The organism is Promicromonospora sp. NPDC060271 (assembly GCF_042726755.1).
Classification (GTDB): Bacteria; Actinomycetota; Actinomycetes; order Actinomycetales; family Cellulomonadaceae; genus Promicromonospora.
The window spans coordinates 1-15542 of sequence record NZ_JBHXBG010000009.1 but is presented as its reverse complement, the minus strand read 5'-3'; the positions used below and the strand labels follow the sequence as shown (position 1 = coordinate 15542).

Below are 15542 nucleotides of genomic sequence, written 5' to 3'. Positions count from 1 at the left end.
ATCAACCGAGAGGCCACATCGTGAAGCTCCATCGGATATCGGCAGCCGTCCTCGCCGCCGCCACGACCCTCGCTCTCACCGCCTGCGGTGGCGGCGCCCCGGACGACTCCTCCGGGGGTGGCGGCTTCACCGCGGAGCCCGCGGTGGGCGGCACCGTCCACGTCCTGCAGAACGCCGACTTCTCGTACCTCGACCCGGCCCGTGGCTGGGACGGCGGGGTGAACAACTTCTACCGGCTGGTCTACCGGCAGCTCACGACCTCGGCGCCCGGCTCGTCCGAGGACCCGACCGAGATCGTCCCTGACCTCGCCGAGAGCCTCGGCGAGGCGTCCGACGACGGTCTGACCTGGACGTACACCCTCAAGGACGGCCTGAAGTTCGACAACGGCGACCCGATCACGTCGGCCGAGGTCAAGTTCGGCATCTCCCGGGCCTGGGACCCCGAGATCGGCATCGGCTCGCCGTACCTCAAGCAGGTCATCGACGCCCCGGAGGGCTACGAGGGGCCGTACCGGAGCGGCGACCTGCCGACCATCGAGACGCCCGACGAGAAGACGATCGTCTTCCACCTCAAGGAGCCGTTCCCCGAGTTCGACGCCGTGCTCTCCCAGGTGAACGCGACGCCGTTCCCCACGGGCAGCGGCGCCGGCGACGAGTTCATCCACGACATCATCGCCTCGGGCCCGTACAAGCTCGCCGAGTACGTACCGGGCAGCACGATCAAGCTGACACGCAACGAGAGCTGGGACCCGGCCACGGACGAGGTGCGCGCCGCGAAGCCGGACGGCTGGGAGTTCACCATCGGCCTCGACCCGGCCACCATCGACGAGCGGCTCATCGCCGGGCAGGGTTCCGACGTCAACGCGATAGCGGGCAACATCCAGCCCGCCACGCTCCCGCGCCTGCAGACGCCGCAGCTCAAGGAACGCGTCCTGGAGTTCCCCGGCATCTGCACCACGTACCTGGGGCTGAACACGACCAAGGAGCACCTGGACGACGTCCGCGTCCGGCAGGCGATCAGCTACGCGATCGACCGCACCACCATCGTGAACGCGAGCGGCGGCACGCAGCTCGGTGACCCGGCCACGACGATCCTGCCGCCGTCGGTCGCGGGCCACAAGGACTTCGACCTCTACCCCTCGGCGGACGGTACCGGCGACGTCGAGGCCGCCAGGAAGCTGCTCTCCGAGGCGGGCCTCTCGGACGGGTTCACGATGACCCTCGACATCCGTGCCCAGGAGTCCATGCAGGCCCAGGCCGAGGCGGTCCAGCAGGCGCTGGAGCGGGTGGGCATCACGGTCGAGCTCAACCTGATCGACACGTCCACCTACTACGAGACCATCGGCACCCCGTCGCAGCAGCACGACGCGGCGATCACCGGCTGGTGCCCGGACTGGGCCTCGTCGGCCGCGACGTTCCTCCCGCCGCTGTTCGACGGCCGCAACATCTACGAGAAGGGCAACGGCAACATCGCCCAGATCGACGACCCGGCCATCAACGAGCGGATCGACGAGATCAAGGCGATGACGGACATCGACGCAGCCAACGAGCAGTGGGGCGACCTCGACGAGCAGATCCTCGAGCTGGCGCCTGTCGTCCCGCTCATGGTCGCCAAGGGCGTCATGCTGCCGGGCGAGAACGTCACCGGCCTGTTCTCCTCGGCGAACGCCGCGACCGGCGGCATCGACTACGTCGGCGTCGGTCTCAAGGACCCCGAGAAGGGCTGACCCGGATGATGCCGTCCCAGACGGACCTCACCACCGGCACGGCCGGCACCGTCGCCCAGAGCGGCGGTGTCGGCGGGACCTGGCAGACCCTGCGGCGCGACGTCGGCGCGATGCTCGGCCTCGGCTACATCGCCCTGGTCACCCTCGTCGCGGTCCTCGCGCCCGTGCTCACCTCGATCAGCGGCTGGACCCCGTACGAGTTCGACCAGAGCGCCATCGACCCCAACCTCGGTGGCATGCCGATCGGCCCGTGGGGCGGCATGGGCGCCGAGCACTGGCTCGGCGTCGAGCCGGGCAGCGGGCGCGACATCTTCGCGCGCATCGTCCACGGCGCGCGGGTCTCGATGAGCATCGCACTGTCGGCGACGGCGCTGACCACCGTGCTCGGCGTGTCGCTCGGGCTCGTGGCGGGCTACTTCGGCGGGCGCGTGGACCTCGTCGTCTCACGGATCATGGACTTCCTCATGGCCTTCCCGGCGCTCATCTTCATGATCGCCGTGCTCTCCGCGCTGCCTGCGGGCAACCGGTCGGCGCTGCTCGTGGTCGTGATCTCGGTCTTCGGCTGGCCCTACCTGGCGCGCATCGTGCGCGGGCAGACCATGTCGCTCGCGCAGCGCGAGTTCGTCGAGGCGGCCCGGGCCGCCGGAGCGAGCGGCACGCGCATCGTGTTCCGCGAGATCCTGCCGAACCTCCGCTCGACCATCATCGTGATGTCGACGCTCGCGGTGCCCGGGTACATCGGTACCGAGGCCGGGCTGTCGTTCCTCGGCGTCGGCGTCGTACCACCCGCCCCGAGCTGGGGGCAGATGATCGCCGCCTCCGTGAAGTGGTACGCCGTCGACCCCGCGTACTTCGTGGTGCCGGGCGTGTGCCTGTTCCTGCTCGTGCTCTCGTTCACCGTGCTCGGTGACCGGCTGCGCGCCGTCGTCGACGCCCAGGAGGGTCGCTGATGCTCCGGTTCCTCGTCACGCGCATCGCGTCGGGGCTCGTGGTCCTGCTGCTGGTGTGCCTGTTCACCTACCTGGTCTTCTTCGCGCTCTCCCCGGACCCGGCGGTGCAGATCTGCGGCAAGAACTGCACGCCCGAGGTGATCGACCAGATCCGCGGCAACCTCGGGCTGGACCAGCCGTTCACCACCCAGTTCCTCCTGTTCGTCGCCGGCATCTTCGCGGGCCGCACGTACGGCGAGGGCGCGAGCGCCGTCGACTGCGCGGCGCCGTGCCTCGGCTACTCGTTCCAGTCCAGCCAGGCCGTCTGGGACATGATCGTGCAGCGGCTGCCAGTCTCCGCGACGATCGCCCTCGGCGCCGCGGTGCTGTGGCTGCTCGCCGGGGTGGTCGGCGGCCTGCTCAGCGCCGTCAAGGAGGGCACGTTCCTGGACCGGTTCACCACCGGCCTGACGCTCACGAGCATGTCGATCCCCAACTACGTGCTGGCGCTCGTGCTGCAGTACGTGCTGGTGGTCCAGCTCCAGTGGCTGCCGTTCCCCCAGGCGGTCGCCTTCGCGGACGACCCGGTGCAGTGGTTCCTCAACTTCGTGATGCCGTGGATCGTGCTCGCGGTCGGGTACGCGGCCGCCTACACGCGACTGACCCGCGCCAACGTGCTGGACGTGCTGCGCGAGAACTACGTGCGGACCGCCTACGCCAAGGGCCTGCCCCGGTCGCTCGTCTGGCGGCGGCACGCCCTGCGGCCGGCCCTGACGCCTGTGGTGACCATCTTCGGCATGGACTTCGCCGGCCTGCTGGGCGGTGCGCTCATCACCGAGACCGTGTTCGGCGTCAACGGCGTCGGCAAGATGGCCGCCGACTCGATCGCCCGCAACGACCAGCCGGTGATCATGGGTGTCACGCTGCTGGCCGGGTTCCTCGTCGTCGTCGGCAACATCGTGGTCGACGTCGTGTACAGCGCCATCGACCCGAGAGTGCGGGTGAACGCATGACCAGCCCCAGGAACGACACCGACGCGCTGCTCGAGGTACGCGACCTCACGGTCACCTTCGCGACGCCGCGCGGCCCGATGGACGCCGTCCGGTCGCTGGACCTCGACCTGGAGCCCGGCGGCGCGCTCGGCATCGTCGGCGAGTCCGGCTCCGGCAAGTCCATGACCAGCCTCGCGATCATGGGCCTGCAGCCACGGGCCGCCCGGCGAACGGGCAGCGTACGGCTGCGCGGGCGGGAGCTGGTCGGCATGTCCGAGGCGGACCTGCGCCGCGTGCGCGGCGACCGCATCGCCATGGTGTTCCAGGACCCGCTGTCCTCGCTGAACCCGTACTACACGGTCGGGCTGCAGATCGAGGAGGCGTACCGCGCCCACCGCCCCGGCGTGACCCGCCGGGAGGCGCGGCGCGTGGCGGTCGAGGCGCTGGAGCGGGTGCACATCCGGGACGCCTCGGTGCGGGCGAACCACTACCCGCACCAGTTCTCGGGCGGCATGCGCCAGCGCGTCATGATCGCGATGGCGCTCAGCACCGAACCCGAGCTGCTGATCGCCGACGAGCCGACCACCGCGCTCGACGTCACGGTGCAGGCCCAGATCCTGGACCTGCTGCGGGAGATCCGCCGCGAGACCGGCACCGGTCTGGTGCTGATCACGCACGACCTGGCCGTGGTCAGCGAGATCACCGACCACATCGTCGTCATGAAGGACGGCGTGTGCGTCGAGCGGGGCGCCGTCGAGCAGATCTTCACGCGGCCCCAGCACCCCTACACCCAGGCGCTGCTCGACGCCGTGCCGCGCATCGACGACGAGATCGGCGAGCTGCGCGCGGTGACGCCGGGCTCCGCCGTCGTCCCTGAGCACGCCCCCACGAACGGAGGTGCCGCATGAGCGAGCCGCTCCTGAGGGCCACGAACCTGGTCAAGGAGTTCCCGGTGCTCGGCACCGGCGGCCTGCTGCGTCCCCCGGAGCGGTTCCGGGCCGTCGACGACGTCAGCTTCGAGCTCCGCGCGGGCGAGACGCTGGCCCTGGTCGGCGAGTCAGGCTCGGGCAAGTCGACGACGGCACGGCTCGCCGCGCGCCTGCTGGACGTCACGTCCGGCACCGTGGAGCTCGACGGCGAGGACGTCACGACGCTCAAACGGTCCGCGCTGAACCGCTTCCGCAGCGAGGTACAGGTCGTCTTCCAGGACCCGTACTCCTCGCTCAACCCGCGGCACACCGTCGAGCGGATCGTCACCGCTCCCCTGGTCTACCAGGGGCGGCCGGTGCCGGGCGGTGCCCGGGCGTTCACCCGAGGGCTGATGGAGCGGGTGGGGCTGGACCCGGACCACTCGCAGCGGTACCCGGCGCAGTTCTCCGGCGGGCAGGCGCAGCGCATCGGGATCGCCCGCGCGCTGGCGGTCGGCCCGCGCGTGGTGGTGTGCGACGAGGCGGTCTCCGCGCTCGACGTCTCCGTCCAGGCGCAGGTCATCAACCTGCTGCGGGACCTGCAGCGCACCGAGGGCCTGACGTACCTGTTCATCGCGCACGACCTCGCGGTGGTGCGGCAGATCGCCACGCGGGTCGCCGTGATGACCCAGGGGCGCATCGTCGAGGAGGGCGACCGGGACGCCGTCTTCGACGCGCCCCGGCACGAGTACACCCGCAAGCTGCTCGACGCCGTCCCCCGCATCCGTCCCGAATGGGAGCGGCAGCGGCGGGCGAACGCCGCCCGGTCCGCGGGAGCCACGGCATGAGCGCCGGCCGGACTGCGCCACTGACTCGGCGTCCGCAGTACGGCGAGTCAGGGGCTTGGTCGGACCGGGGCGCTGACTCGACGGCTCCGGGGCGCCGAGTCAGCTCGCTGGTCCGACAGGGCACGTCAGCACACCGACACCACATCGTCCGCGTCCACAAGGAGATTCCATGAGCACGAGCCTGCCGACCGATCCTGCCGCCGACGCAGGACGTCCGCCGTACGCGGGGACGCGTGCCCCCCGGCTGGTCGAGAGCGAGACGTTCAACGCCCACATGGCCCGCGGCTGGGGCGCCCCCGACGTCGTCGTGCCGATGACGCCCGGCGCGCCCGCCGCCGCTGCCGAGCACCGTCGCCGGCTGTCGGAGCGGATCGGCGCGAGCGACGTCGTGGTGGGCGCGGGACGTGCGAGCCTGCGCAACGGCGACGTGCAGTACGGGTTCCGCGCGGACAGCGACTTCGTCTGGCTCACCGGCGCGCAGGCCGAGGACGGCGTGCTCGTGCTGCGGGCGAGCGGCGGGAGCCACGACGCGACGCTCTACCTGCCGCCGCCGGCCAAGCCGGGCGACAGCGCGTTCTTCGGGAACGCCGCGTACGGCGAGCTCTGGGTCGGACCGTCGCCGGACCTCGGCGACTGGGCTGAGGCGGTCGGCATCGCCGTCGAACCGCTCTCCGCGCTCGACGCGGTGCTGGACACCCTGGACGGGGCGCTCGCATCGCCGTCCGTCGACGACGAGCTGGTGCGCCGGTACGGCCTGAAGCCGTCCGAGGACCTCGCCCGGGCGCTGTCGGACCTACGGATGATCAAGGACGACTGGGAGATCGCGCAGCTGCGCGAGGCGGTCGACCACACGGTCACCGGGTTCGAGGCAGTGGTCGCGGAGCTGCCGCGCGCCATCGGCGGGCTGGGCGAACGCTGGCTGCAGGGCACGTTCGACCGGCACGCGCGCACGTACGGCAACGGGCCCGGCTACTCGACGATCGTCGGCTCCGGCCCGCACGCGCCGACCCTGCACTGGGTGCGCTGCGACGGCCCCGTGCTGCCCGACCTGCCGCTGCTGCTCGACATGGGCGTCGAGGCAAGCTCCCTGTACACGGCCGACGTGACGCGGACCATCCCGCCGTCGGGCACCTTCAGCGCGCTGCAGCGCGACGTGCACGACCTGGTCGAGAAGGCGCACCGCGCGGGCATGGCGCAGATCCGGCCGGGCGTCGAGTACCTCGACTTCCACTTCGCCTCGATGGAGGTCATCGCGCAGGGCCTGCACGACTGGGGGCTGCTGGACGTCTCCGTCGACGAGGCGCTGTCCCCCGGCGGGCAGCAGCACCGCCGCTGGCTGGTGTGCGGTATCGGCCACCACCTGGGGCTGGACGTGCACGACTGCGCCCACTCCGACTACCCCACGTACCAGGCGGCACCCCTGGAGCCGGGCATCGTCATGACCGTCGAGCCAGGGCTGTACTTCCACGCGCACGACGAGACGGTCCCGCCCGAGCTGCGCGGGATCGGCATCCGCCTGGAGGACGACCTGCTGGTCACCGCCGACGGCGCCGAGGTGCTGTCGGGCGCCCTGCCCATCGACGCAGCGGGCATCGAACGCTGGACCAGGGAGCGGATGCCGGATGCCTGAGCCGACCGCCGAACCGTTCCCCCTGGACGCCGTCGCGCTGCACGACGGCATCTTCACGCGCGCCCGGGACCAGATGCTGCACCTGGCGCGCACCTACCCCGTCGACCGGCTGCTCGCCGTCTTCCGCGCGAACGCCGGCCTGGACACCCGGGGCGCGCTGCCGCCGGGCGGCTGGGAGGACTTCGGCCACCCGGACGAGCAGGCCTGGGGACCCGGCGAGTACCCGGGGCGCGAGGCGGCGCCCACGGCGAACCTGCTGCGCGGCCACTACGCGGGGCACTTCCTGTCGATGCTCGCCCTGGCCCATGCCGGTGCACCCGAGGCCGGCCTGAAGGCGACGCTCCAGGGCAAGGTCGACGAGATGGTCGAGGGCCTGCGGGAGGTCCAGGAGGCGCTCGCGGCGTCGGGCCGCTACAGCCATCCGGGATTCCTCGCCGCGTACGGCGAGTGGCAGTTCTCCCGGCTGGAGGGCCTCGCCCCGTACGGCGAGATCTGGGCGCCGTACTACACGTGCCACAAGATCATGGCGGGCCTGCTGGACGCGTACCGGCACGCGGGGTCGCGGACGGCGCTGGAGATCGCCGCCGGGATGGGGCGCTGGGTCCATGGCCGGCTGTCCGTGCTGTCCGCGGACCGGCGCGCGGAGATGTGGTCCCTGTACATAGCGGGCGAGGCCGGCGGCATGAACGAGGTGCTGTGCGACCTCGCGGTGCTGACCGGCGACGAGCAGTTCGTCGAGACGGCCCGGCTCTTCGACCTGGACTGGCTGCTGGAGGCGACGGCGTCGGGCCGGGACGTGCTGGACGGCCTGCACGCCAACCAGCACGTCGCGACGCTGCTCGGCTACCTCGCGCTGCACGACCTGACGGGCGAGGCGCGCTACCTGGACGCCGTGGTCAACATCTGGGACATGCTCGTCCCCGGGCGCACCTACGCGCACGGGGGTTCCGGCGAGAACGAGCTCTGGGGTCCGGCGGGCGCCGTCGCGGGCGACCTCGGCAACCGGAACGCCGAGACCTGCGTGACCTACAACCTGCTCAAGCTCGCCCGGGCCCTGTTCGGGCGCACCGGCGACCCGCGGTACGCCGACTACTACGAGCGGGCGGTCACCAACCAGGTCCTCGGCTCGCGGCACGACGTCGACTCGGACGACTCGCCGGAGGTCACGTACATGTTCCCGGTCCATCCCGGGGCGTTGCGCGAGTACGACAACGTCGGCACGTGCTGCGGCGGCACCGGCCTCGAGAACCACGTCAAGTACCAGGACTCCGTCTACTTCCGGGCGGTGCGGGGCGGCCGGCGGACGATCTGGGTCAACCTCTACGTGGCGTCAGCCGTGCGGTGGGCCGAGCAGGACGTGCGGGTCGTCCAGGAGACCGCCTACCCGCTGGAGGGCGGGAGCCGTCTGCTGGTCGACGCCACCGGCGACCTCGAGCTCCGGCTGCGGGTCCCGGGCTGGGCCGCGGGCGGCTTCGTCGTCACCGTCGACGGTGCGCCCGTCGCCGTGGACGCCGTCCCCGGGCAGTACGTCTCCCTGCGGCGGGACTGGGTACCCGGCACGGTGGTGGAGATCAGCATGCCGCTGACGCTGCGCGAGGTGCCTGCGCCCGACGACGCGTCCCTGGTGACGCTCGAGCTCGGGCCGACCGTGCTGCTGACCCGCAGCGCCGCGACCACCTGGCTCCCGCTCGCTGCGGCGACCTGGCGGCGCCTGGACGGGACGCTCGACGCGCCTCTGACGAGGGCCGACGACGGCGCGTGGCGGCTCGGCGGCCTCGTCCTCGAGCCCGCATGGTCCGGGTCGGACGCCCGGTACCACATGTACCTGCGGCGGGCCGACGCACGGATCGCGTTCGCGGGGCTCGACGCCGGCGCGGAGCCGGCCGACTCGGGTGTGCCCAACGTGGCCCGCCGGGACGGCGACACGTTCCTCGACGTCCTCTGGTCGGACGGCGGTTTCGCCTCCCGGCCCGAGTTCCTCCGGGCCGTGCTGCGCACCGCGCACGAGTTCGTCGGGCTGGGGCTGCTCAGCGCGGCCGAGGCGCGCGACGTCCTGCGGGCTGCCGTGCGCTCCGGCGTCGGGCGGGACGCGGGTTCCACGGTCAGCGGGACCGCGGGGGTGGCCGACGCCGCCGACGAGGAGGCGGCTCTCCTCGCCGAGGCACCCGCGGCCGGCTCGACCGGCTCGGCGCCCCGCGTCGTGGTGGTCCCGGCCGCGGCGCCGAGCGTCACCGGCTGGTACCACCAGCCGGTGACGTTCACCGTCACCGCGCGGGCCGACGCCGGCGAACCCACCGTCGAGGTCCGGGTGGACGACGGGCCGTGGCGGCCCGCGGGAGCCGAACCGCTGCGGCTCGGCGACGGCGTGCACACCGTGACCGTGCGCGCCGTCGACCCCGAGGGGCGGGAACGGCACGTCGTCCGTGAGGTCAGCGTCGACACCGCGCCGCCCGTGACCACCGCGACGGCCCGGCGCCTCGGTTCACGCGGCGTCGAGATCGACCTTGCCGCCACGGACGACGTCTCCGGCGTGGACAGCATCCGCTGGAAGGGACCGGACACGTTCTGGGCGACCTTCCGCGAACCGTTCACGCGCGCCCTGGGCGACGAGCCACAGGTCATTCAGTACAGGGCCACCGACCGGGCGGGCAACGAGGAGCCGGTACGGACCCTGGAGCTCCCGCCGGCGGGCTGACCGGCTTCCGGCGGGTCACCGGCGGCCGGCGGGTCACCGGCGGGTCGGTCGCGGGTCCGTGTCAGTGGCTCGGCCTAGGGTCGTCCATATGAGCAAGCCGACCGAGCCACGACCCTTCACGGTCCACGTTCCAGACCAGGTCCTCACCGACCTGCGTGAGCGACTGGCGCGCAGCCGCATCCCGGACGACTCGCCACGGCGTCCCGCGTCGGGCATGACCGCGGCGTACCTGCGCGAGCTGGTCGACCACTGGATCACCTGGGACTGGCGCGCCCGGGAGGCCTGGCTCAACGAGCATCCGCAGTTCGTCGCGGAGCTGGACGACGTCGACCTGCACTTCGTCCACCTGCGCTCGGACCGGCCGGACGCGCCTGCGCTCCTGGTGCAGCACGGCTGGCCGCACACGTTCGCGCTGCAGCTCGACTTCGCCGACCTCCTGCCGGACTTCCACGTCGTGGTCGCGAGCCTGCCCGGATTCGGGTTCTCCTCGCCGTACGCGGAAGGTCCGATGTCGGAGAAGCGCCTGGCCTCCACGATGCACGCGCTGATGACGGAGGTGCTCGGCTACGGCCGCTACTTCACGTACGGCGAGGACGTCACGGCGAACGTCAGCGACCTCATCGCCGCCCGCTACCCGGAGCAGGTGGCGGGGATCGTGGCCACCCACGCGCACTTCCCCACCAGCGAGGAACGCGCCGCCCTCGACGACCCCGAGGTCACGGAGTTCTTCGACGGCATCGCCGCGAGGCACCAGACCGACGGCGCCTACGGCCACGTGCAGGCCACCCGCCCCGACACCCTCGCGACCGCCCTCGACGACTCCCCCGCCGGCCTGCTGGCATGGCTCGCCGAGAAGCTGGTCGAGTGGAGCGACACGCCACCGGGCGACCCGCGCGCCGTGGAGCGTCGCATCTCGCGGGACCGCATCCTCACGGAGGCCACCATCTACTGGGCGACCCGGACGATCGGGTCGTCGTTCCGCCCCTACTACGAGGGTGCCGACCAGCCGGACCCGATCCCACCCACGGCGGTGCCCGCGGCGGTGTTCGTCCAGCGCCACGAGGCCGCCTACCCCGAGGTGCTCGCGCGCCGCCACTACCTCGACCTGCGCGAGTTCGACCGCCTCGAGGAGGGCGGTCACTTCACGGTGGCCGAGGTGCCCGCCGAGATGGCGGCGCGCGTCCGAGGGTTCGTCCGCTCGGTCCAGTGAGTCCGGGCTCAGGCCTTCGGCTCGAGCCGGATCACCGGGAACTTGCGGTCGGTGTTCTTCTCGTACTCCTTGGCGTCCGGCCAGTACTCGGCCCAGATGCCGTAGAGCCGCTCCCAGTCGGGCTGCCCGGGCCGGACTACGGTGGTGCGCACGCGGATGGTCTTGTCCTCGACCTCGATGGTCGCCTCGCCGGGGCCGTCCTCGACGTTCGCGACCCAGGCGGGGTCCTTGGGCGCGCCGCCGAGCGAGCCGGTGATGACGTAGGCGTCCCCGTCGGTCGCGGCCACGAGCGGCGTCACGTACTCCTTGCCGCTGACGCGCCCGGTGTGGTGCAGCAGCACCAGGCGCTTGCCGGTGAAGTGCCCGCCCATGACGTCGTCGCCCACGACGCCCGCGTTGGCCCGGAACGCCTCGATGACGCCACTGTTCATGTCTGCCATGTTGTCCTCCGCAAGTCTTGGTCGGCCGCTCGGTCGACTAACCGGACTTTACCCCGCTTACGCGGTTCCCGGTAGCATCCACGGATGAGTACACCGCTGACCTGGGGCACACCGCACCCCGAACGGGCCGACGCCGCCCGCAACCGTCAGCTGCTGCTCACGACCGCCCGCGAGCTCATCGCGGTGGACGGCCCCGACTGCCTCACGATGGACCGGCTCGCCGAACGCTCAGGGCTCGGCAAGGGCACCGTGTTCCGGCGGTTCGGCACCCGGGCGGGAATCTTCCAGGCGCTGCTGGACGACAGCGAACGCGCACTGCAGCAGGAGATCCTCTCCGGGGCGCCGCCGCTCGGCCCTGGCGCACCGCCGGTCGACCGCCTCGTCGCCTACGGTTCGGCCCGCATCCGTTTCCTCGCGGAGAACCACGAGATCGCCCGGTCCGCGATCGAGGGCCGGCCGACGAACGGCCGCCGCCCGCCGCTGTCCGAGATCCACATCCGGGTCCTGCTCCGCGAGCTCGACCTGCCCGGCGCCGACGTCGACCTGCTCGCCGGCCAGCTCACGTCCGCGCTGGAGGGTCCGCTCCTGCTCTGGCTCTTCGACGGCGCCGGGCCGGACCGCTCGGAGCTCACCGACCGCTTCGAGGCCGGCTGGCGCTACCTGGTCGAGCGCGTCTGCCTTCCGGCGGACTGACGGCACCCGGTCGCCGACCGCCGGCCCACCCACTGCCGGGCGCCGGGCGCCGTCCTCACGCGTGCGTGGCCGCCTCGTGCCGTGCGTGCTCCGCAGGCTCGAGCTGGAACGTCGAGTGCTCGACGGACACGTCGAACTCGGTGGCGACGCAGCGCTGCAGGGCGTCGAGGACCGGGGGCGCCTGCCCGTCGCGGAAGCAGGCGTCCCGCACCACCACGTGCGCGCTGATGGTGGGCAGGCCGGTGGCGACGAGGGAGGCGTGCAGGTCGTGCACCGACTCGACGTTGTCCACCTCCAGCAGCCGGGCCCGCACCTTGTCGAGATCGATCCCGGCCGGCGTGGCCTCCAGCAGCACGTTCGCCGAGTCGGTCAGGAGCTTCGCCGCGCGCGGCAGGATCAGCACCGCGATGACGAGCCCCGCGACGGCGTCGGCGCGCTGCCACCCGGTGGTCGCGATCACGACGGCCGCCACGATCACGGCGACCGAGCCGAGGGCGTCGTTGGCGACCTCCAGGAAGGCGGCACGCAGGTTGAGCGACGCCGACCGGCCGCCCGCCAGCACCAGCAGCGCCACGACGTTCCCGACCAGGCCGACCACGCCGAACACCAGCAGGCCCGGCCCGGGAGCCTCGGCCGGGCCGACCAGGCGGCTCACGCCCTCGACCAGGGCATAGACGCCGACGGCGAGCAGCACCGCGGCCTGGGCCAGCGCGGCCAGGACCTCGGCGCGCCGGAAGCCCCACGTCCGGCGGGGCGACGGCGGCCGCAGCGCGAGCGACGCGGCGAACAGGGCGATGGCCAGGCCCGCGACGTCGGTCAGCATGTGCGCGGTGTCGACGAACAGCGCGAGGCTGCCCGTGAGCACGGCGCCCACCGTCTGCGCCACGAACACGGCCGCCGTGATCCCGAACGCGACCGCCAGGCGCCGCCGGTTGCTCTCGTCGCCCGCGGTGCCGTGCGCGCCGTGGTGGTGCTGGTGGTCACCCATCGATCGCAGCCTCTCGCTGGTCGGCACCCTGCTCGGCGCCGCGTTCATGGTCGCGCTCATGGTCGCCATGACCGTGGTCGTGCGCCAGTTCGCCCTCCCACGCCTCGCGGCCCTCGTGTACCGCGAACGCCGCGATCACGAACCCGGCGACGGCGTCGACCCAGCCGGCACCGGTCAGCGCGAACACGACCAGACCGATCAGGGTCGACACGGAGAGCAGCACGCAGATCCGCGTCTCGGCGGCGTCGGCCAGGATCAGGGGGTCGGCCAGGGCCACCCCGACGCGGCGCTTGGCCTCGGCCAGGAGCGGCATGACGACGAGCGACGCGACCAGGAGCCCGGTCGCGACCGGCGATCTCTCCGGGCTGTCGCCGACCACGAGGCCGCGCACGCCTTCGACGGTGACGTAGCCCGCGAGCAGGAAGAACGTGATCGCGACGAGGCGGAGCGTGATCAGCTCCTTGCGCTCGTCGGCCTCGCCGTGCCGCAGCCGGGCGGACAGGCGCAGGCCCACCAGCACCGCCGAGATCGACTCGATGCCGGAGTCGATGCCGAACCCGATCACCGAGACGAGCCCCGCCGCGATGCCGGCGGCGATCGCGACGACGCCCTCGACGACGTTGTAGGCGACCGTGAACCTGGCCAGTCGCAGACCCCGCCGCGTCAGCCGCTCCGTCGCCTCCGCGGTCGCCCGAGCCGTCGTCGCCCGAGCCGCCGTCTCCGCGCCGGGCCGCGCGCTCATGACGCCACCGCTTCCGGCTCGGACGCGTGCGCCGCGGAACCGTCGACCCCGTAGACCGGGCACAGCGCGACGGCGTCGCCGGTCAGCGCGAGCAGCCGCTCCGCCGACTCGAGCACCGCGAGCGTCGCCTCCGGATGCGTCAGCGAGAACATGGAGGCCCGGCCCTGCGGCCGGGACTCGACGAGCCCGCAGTCCCGCAGGCACGCCAGGTGCTTGGAGACCGTCGACTGTGCGAGGTCCAGGTGCCGGGTCAGGTCCACCACACGGTGCTCACCGAGGGCGAGGTGCCGCAGGATCGCCAGCCGCGACGGGTCCGAGAACCCGTGGAACAGGCAGGCCGCCACCGCCATCGCGGCGGGCCCGTCCGGCGCGTGATCGCCACTGGTCTCTGTCATCGCCATACGGCGATGTTAGCAGCCGGGTCCGCCCCTTGCGGCGGAGGCGGCGGACGGCGAGGCGCGTCAGGCATATTCGTCATACAGATTTCCTACTTGTATGATTGCCTGAACACTCGCCGCAAAGGAGCGCCATGACGTACCAGCCCGACGCCATCCGGACCGTGCAGCTCTCGACCCTCACGCTGCCGCTGGCCACCGCCATCTCCGACGCCAAGGTCTTCACCGGCCGCCAGCAGCCCATGACCGAGGTCGTGTTCCTGCTCGCGGAGCTCACCACCGAACAGGGTCTCGAGGGTCTCGGCTTCTCCTACTCCAAGCGGGCGGGCGGCCCCGCGCAGTACGCGCACGCGAAGGAAGTGGCACAGGCCGCGATCGGCGAGGACCCCAACGACATCGCCAAGCTGTACACGAAGCTGCTGTGGGCAGGCGCGTCGGTGGGCCGCTCGGGGGTCGCCACCCAGGCGCTCGCCGCCATCGACATCGCGCTGTACGACCTCAAGGCCAAGCGTGCGGGCCTGCCGCTGGCCAAGCTGCTCGGCGCGCATCGCGACTCGGTACGCACCTACAACACCTCCGGCGGCTTCCTCAACGCGAGCATCGAGGAGGTCAAGGAGCGCGCGAGCCGGTCGATCGCCGAGGGCATCGGCGGCATCAAGATCAAGGTCGGCCTGCCCGACGGCGCGACGGACCTGGCGCGCGTGGCCGCCGTCCGCGAGCACATCGGCCCGGACGTGCCGCTCATGGTCGACGCCAACCAGCAGTGGGACCGCACCACCGCCCTGCGCATGGGGCGCCGGCTGGAGCAGTTCGACCTCGACTGGATCGAGGAGCCGCTGGACGCGTACGACGCCGAGGGCCACGCCGCGCTCGCCGCCGCCCTGGACACCCCGATCGCCACGGGCGAGATGCTCGCCTCGGTCGCGGAGCACGAGCTCCTCATCGCGACCCGTGCGTGCGACATCATCCAGCCGGACGCCCCGCGCGTCGGCGGCATCACACAGTTCCTGCGCCTGCTCACGCTCGCGGACCAGGCCGGGCTGGACCTCGCGCCGCACTTCGCCATGGAGATCCACCTCCACCTGGCCGCGACCTACCCGCGCGAGCCGTGGGTGGAGCACTTCGACTGGCTCGACCCGCTGTTCAACGAGCGCCTGGAGACCAAGGACGGCCGCATGCTCGTCCCGGACCGCCCGGGTCTGGGCGTCACCCTCAGCGAGCAGGCCCGCGTGTGGACGACAGACAGCGCGACCTTCACCCGAGCCTGACCCAGCACTCCGCGAGGTAGAGCGCCTGTCCGGACACCCGCTCTACCTCGCGGGAGATGGAAGCATGAGCACATGGC

The 15542-nt window shown here is 72.3% G+C and carries 14 protein-coding genes; 10 read left to right on the top strand and 4 right to left on the bottom strand.

Going from position 1 to position 15542, the window contains the following annotated elements:
- Window positions 1-20 precede the first annotated feature (20 nt).
- The 8 genes from ACFWE2_RS02760 to ACFWE2_RS02725 all read left to right on the top strand — a co-directional run bounded on the left by ACFWE2_RS02760 (window position 21) and on the right by ACFWE2_RS02725 (window position 10939).
- Window positions 21-1727 (top strand): ABC transporter substrate-binding protein, encoded by a 1707-nt coding sequence (locus ACFWE2_RS02760; RefSeq protein ID WP_377222676.1) that lies wholly within the window; start codon window positions 21-23, stop codon window positions 1725-1727.
- A 5-nt stretch (window positions 1728-1732) separates the two neighbouring features.
- Window positions 1733-2677 (top strand): ABC transporter permease, encoded by a 945-nt coding sequence (locus ACFWE2_RS02755; protein ID WP_377222675.1) that lies wholly within the window; start codon window positions 1733-1735, stop codon window positions 2675-2677.
- Complete coding sequence (locus ACFWE2_RS02750) at window positions 2677-3669, top strand: ABC transporter permease (protein WP_377222674.1); 993 nt, start codon at window positions 2677-2679, stop codon at window positions 3667-3669. The genes ACFWE2_RS02755 and ACFWE2_RS02750 overlap by 1 nt, the downstream gene beginning before the upstream one ends.
- Window positions 3666-4556, top strand: coding sequence for an ABC transporter ATP-binding protein (locus ACFWE2_RS02745; protein ID WP_377222673.1), 891 nt, complete (start codon window positions 3666-3668; stop codon window positions 4554-4556). Before ACFWE2_RS02750 ends, ACFWE2_RS02745 begins: the two co-directional genes overlap by 4 nt.
- On the top strand, window positions 4553-5404 hold the full coding sequence (locus ACFWE2_RS02740; RefSeq protein WP_377222672.1) for an ATP-binding cassette domain-containing protein: 852 nt from the start codon (window positions 4553-4555) through the stop codon (window positions 5402-5404). The genes ACFWE2_RS02745 and ACFWE2_RS02740 overlap by 4 nt, the downstream gene beginning before the upstream one ends.
- 169 nt (window positions 5405-5573) lie before the next feature.
- Entirely contained in the window at window positions 5574-7034 is a 1461-nt protein-coding gene (locus tag ACFWE2_RS02735; RefSeq protein ID WP_377222671.1) for an aminopeptidase P family protein, read from the top strand.
- On the top strand, window positions 7027-9729 hold the full coding sequence (locus ACFWE2_RS02730; RefSeq protein ID WP_377222670.1) for a beta-L-arabinofuranosidase domain-containing protein: 2703 nt from the start codon (window positions 7027-7029) through the stop codon (window positions 9727-9729). The genes ACFWE2_RS02735 and ACFWE2_RS02730 overlap by 8 nt, the downstream gene beginning before the upstream one ends.
- An 88-nt stretch (window positions 9730-9817) precedes the next feature.
- On the top strand, window positions 9818-10939 hold the full coding sequence (locus ACFWE2_RS02725; protein WP_377222669.1) for an epoxide hydrolase family protein: 1122 nt from the start codon (window positions 9818-9820) through the stop codon (window positions 10937-10939).
- 8 nt (window positions 10940-10947) lie between these two features.
- On the opposite strand, the gene ACFWE2_RS02720 is transcribed toward ACFWE2_RS02725, so the two are convergent.
- Complete coding sequence (locus tag ACFWE2_RS02720; RefSeq protein ID WP_377222668.1) at window positions 10948-11379, bottom strand: nitroreductase/quinone reductase family protein; 432 nt, start codon at window positions 11377-11379, stop codon at window positions 10948-10950.
- A gap of 84 nt (window positions 11380-11463) precedes the next feature.
- Here ACFWE2_RS02720 and ACFWE2_RS02715 point away from each other — a divergent pair, with 84 nt between their 5' ends.
- Window positions 11464-12072, top strand: coding sequence for a TetR/AcrR family transcriptional regulator (locus ACFWE2_RS02715; RefSeq protein WP_377222667.1), 609 nt, complete (start codon window positions 11464-11466; stop codon window positions 12070-12072).
- A gap of 55 nt (window positions 12073-12127) precedes the next feature.
- Here ACFWE2_RS02715 and ACFWE2_RS02710 read toward each other — a convergent pair whose 3' ends face one another.
- Genes ACFWE2_RS02710 through ACFWE2_RS02700 form a run of 3 tightly spaced genes read right to left on the bottom strand, consistent with a single transcriptional unit; the run spans window position 12128 to window position 14203 of the window.
- The gene (locus tag ACFWE2_RS02710; RefSeq protein WP_377222666.1) at window positions 12128-13060 is read right to left on the bottom strand and encodes a cation diffusion facilitator family transporter; all 933 of its coding nucleotides are present in this window, start codon (window positions 13058-13060) and stop codon (window positions 12128-12130) included.
- On the bottom strand, window positions 13053-13802 hold the full coding sequence (locus tag ACFWE2_RS02705; RefSeq protein WP_377222665.1) for a cation transporter: 750 nt from the start codon (window positions 13800-13802) through the stop codon (window positions 13053-13055). The genes ACFWE2_RS02710 and ACFWE2_RS02705 overlap by 8 nt, the downstream gene beginning before the upstream one ends.
- Window positions 13799-14203 (bottom strand): ArsR/SmtB family transcription factor, encoded by a 405-nt coding sequence (locus tag ACFWE2_RS02700; protein ID WP_377222664.1) that lies wholly within the window; start codon window positions 14201-14203, stop codon window positions 13799-13801. The genes ACFWE2_RS02705 and ACFWE2_RS02700 overlap by 4 nt, the downstream gene beginning before the upstream one ends.
- Before the next feature lie 128 nt (window positions 14204-14331).
- On the opposite strand from ACFWE2_RS02700, the gene ACFWE2_RS02695 reads away from it, so the two are divergent.
- Window positions 14332-15465: a mandelate racemase/muconate lactonizing enzyme family protein gene (locus ACFWE2_RS02695; RefSeq protein ID WP_377222663.1), complete on the top strand. Its 1134-nt coding sequence runs from the start codon at window positions 14332-14334 to the stop codon at window positions 15463-15465.
- Window positions 15466-15542: the final 77 nt, after the last annotated feature.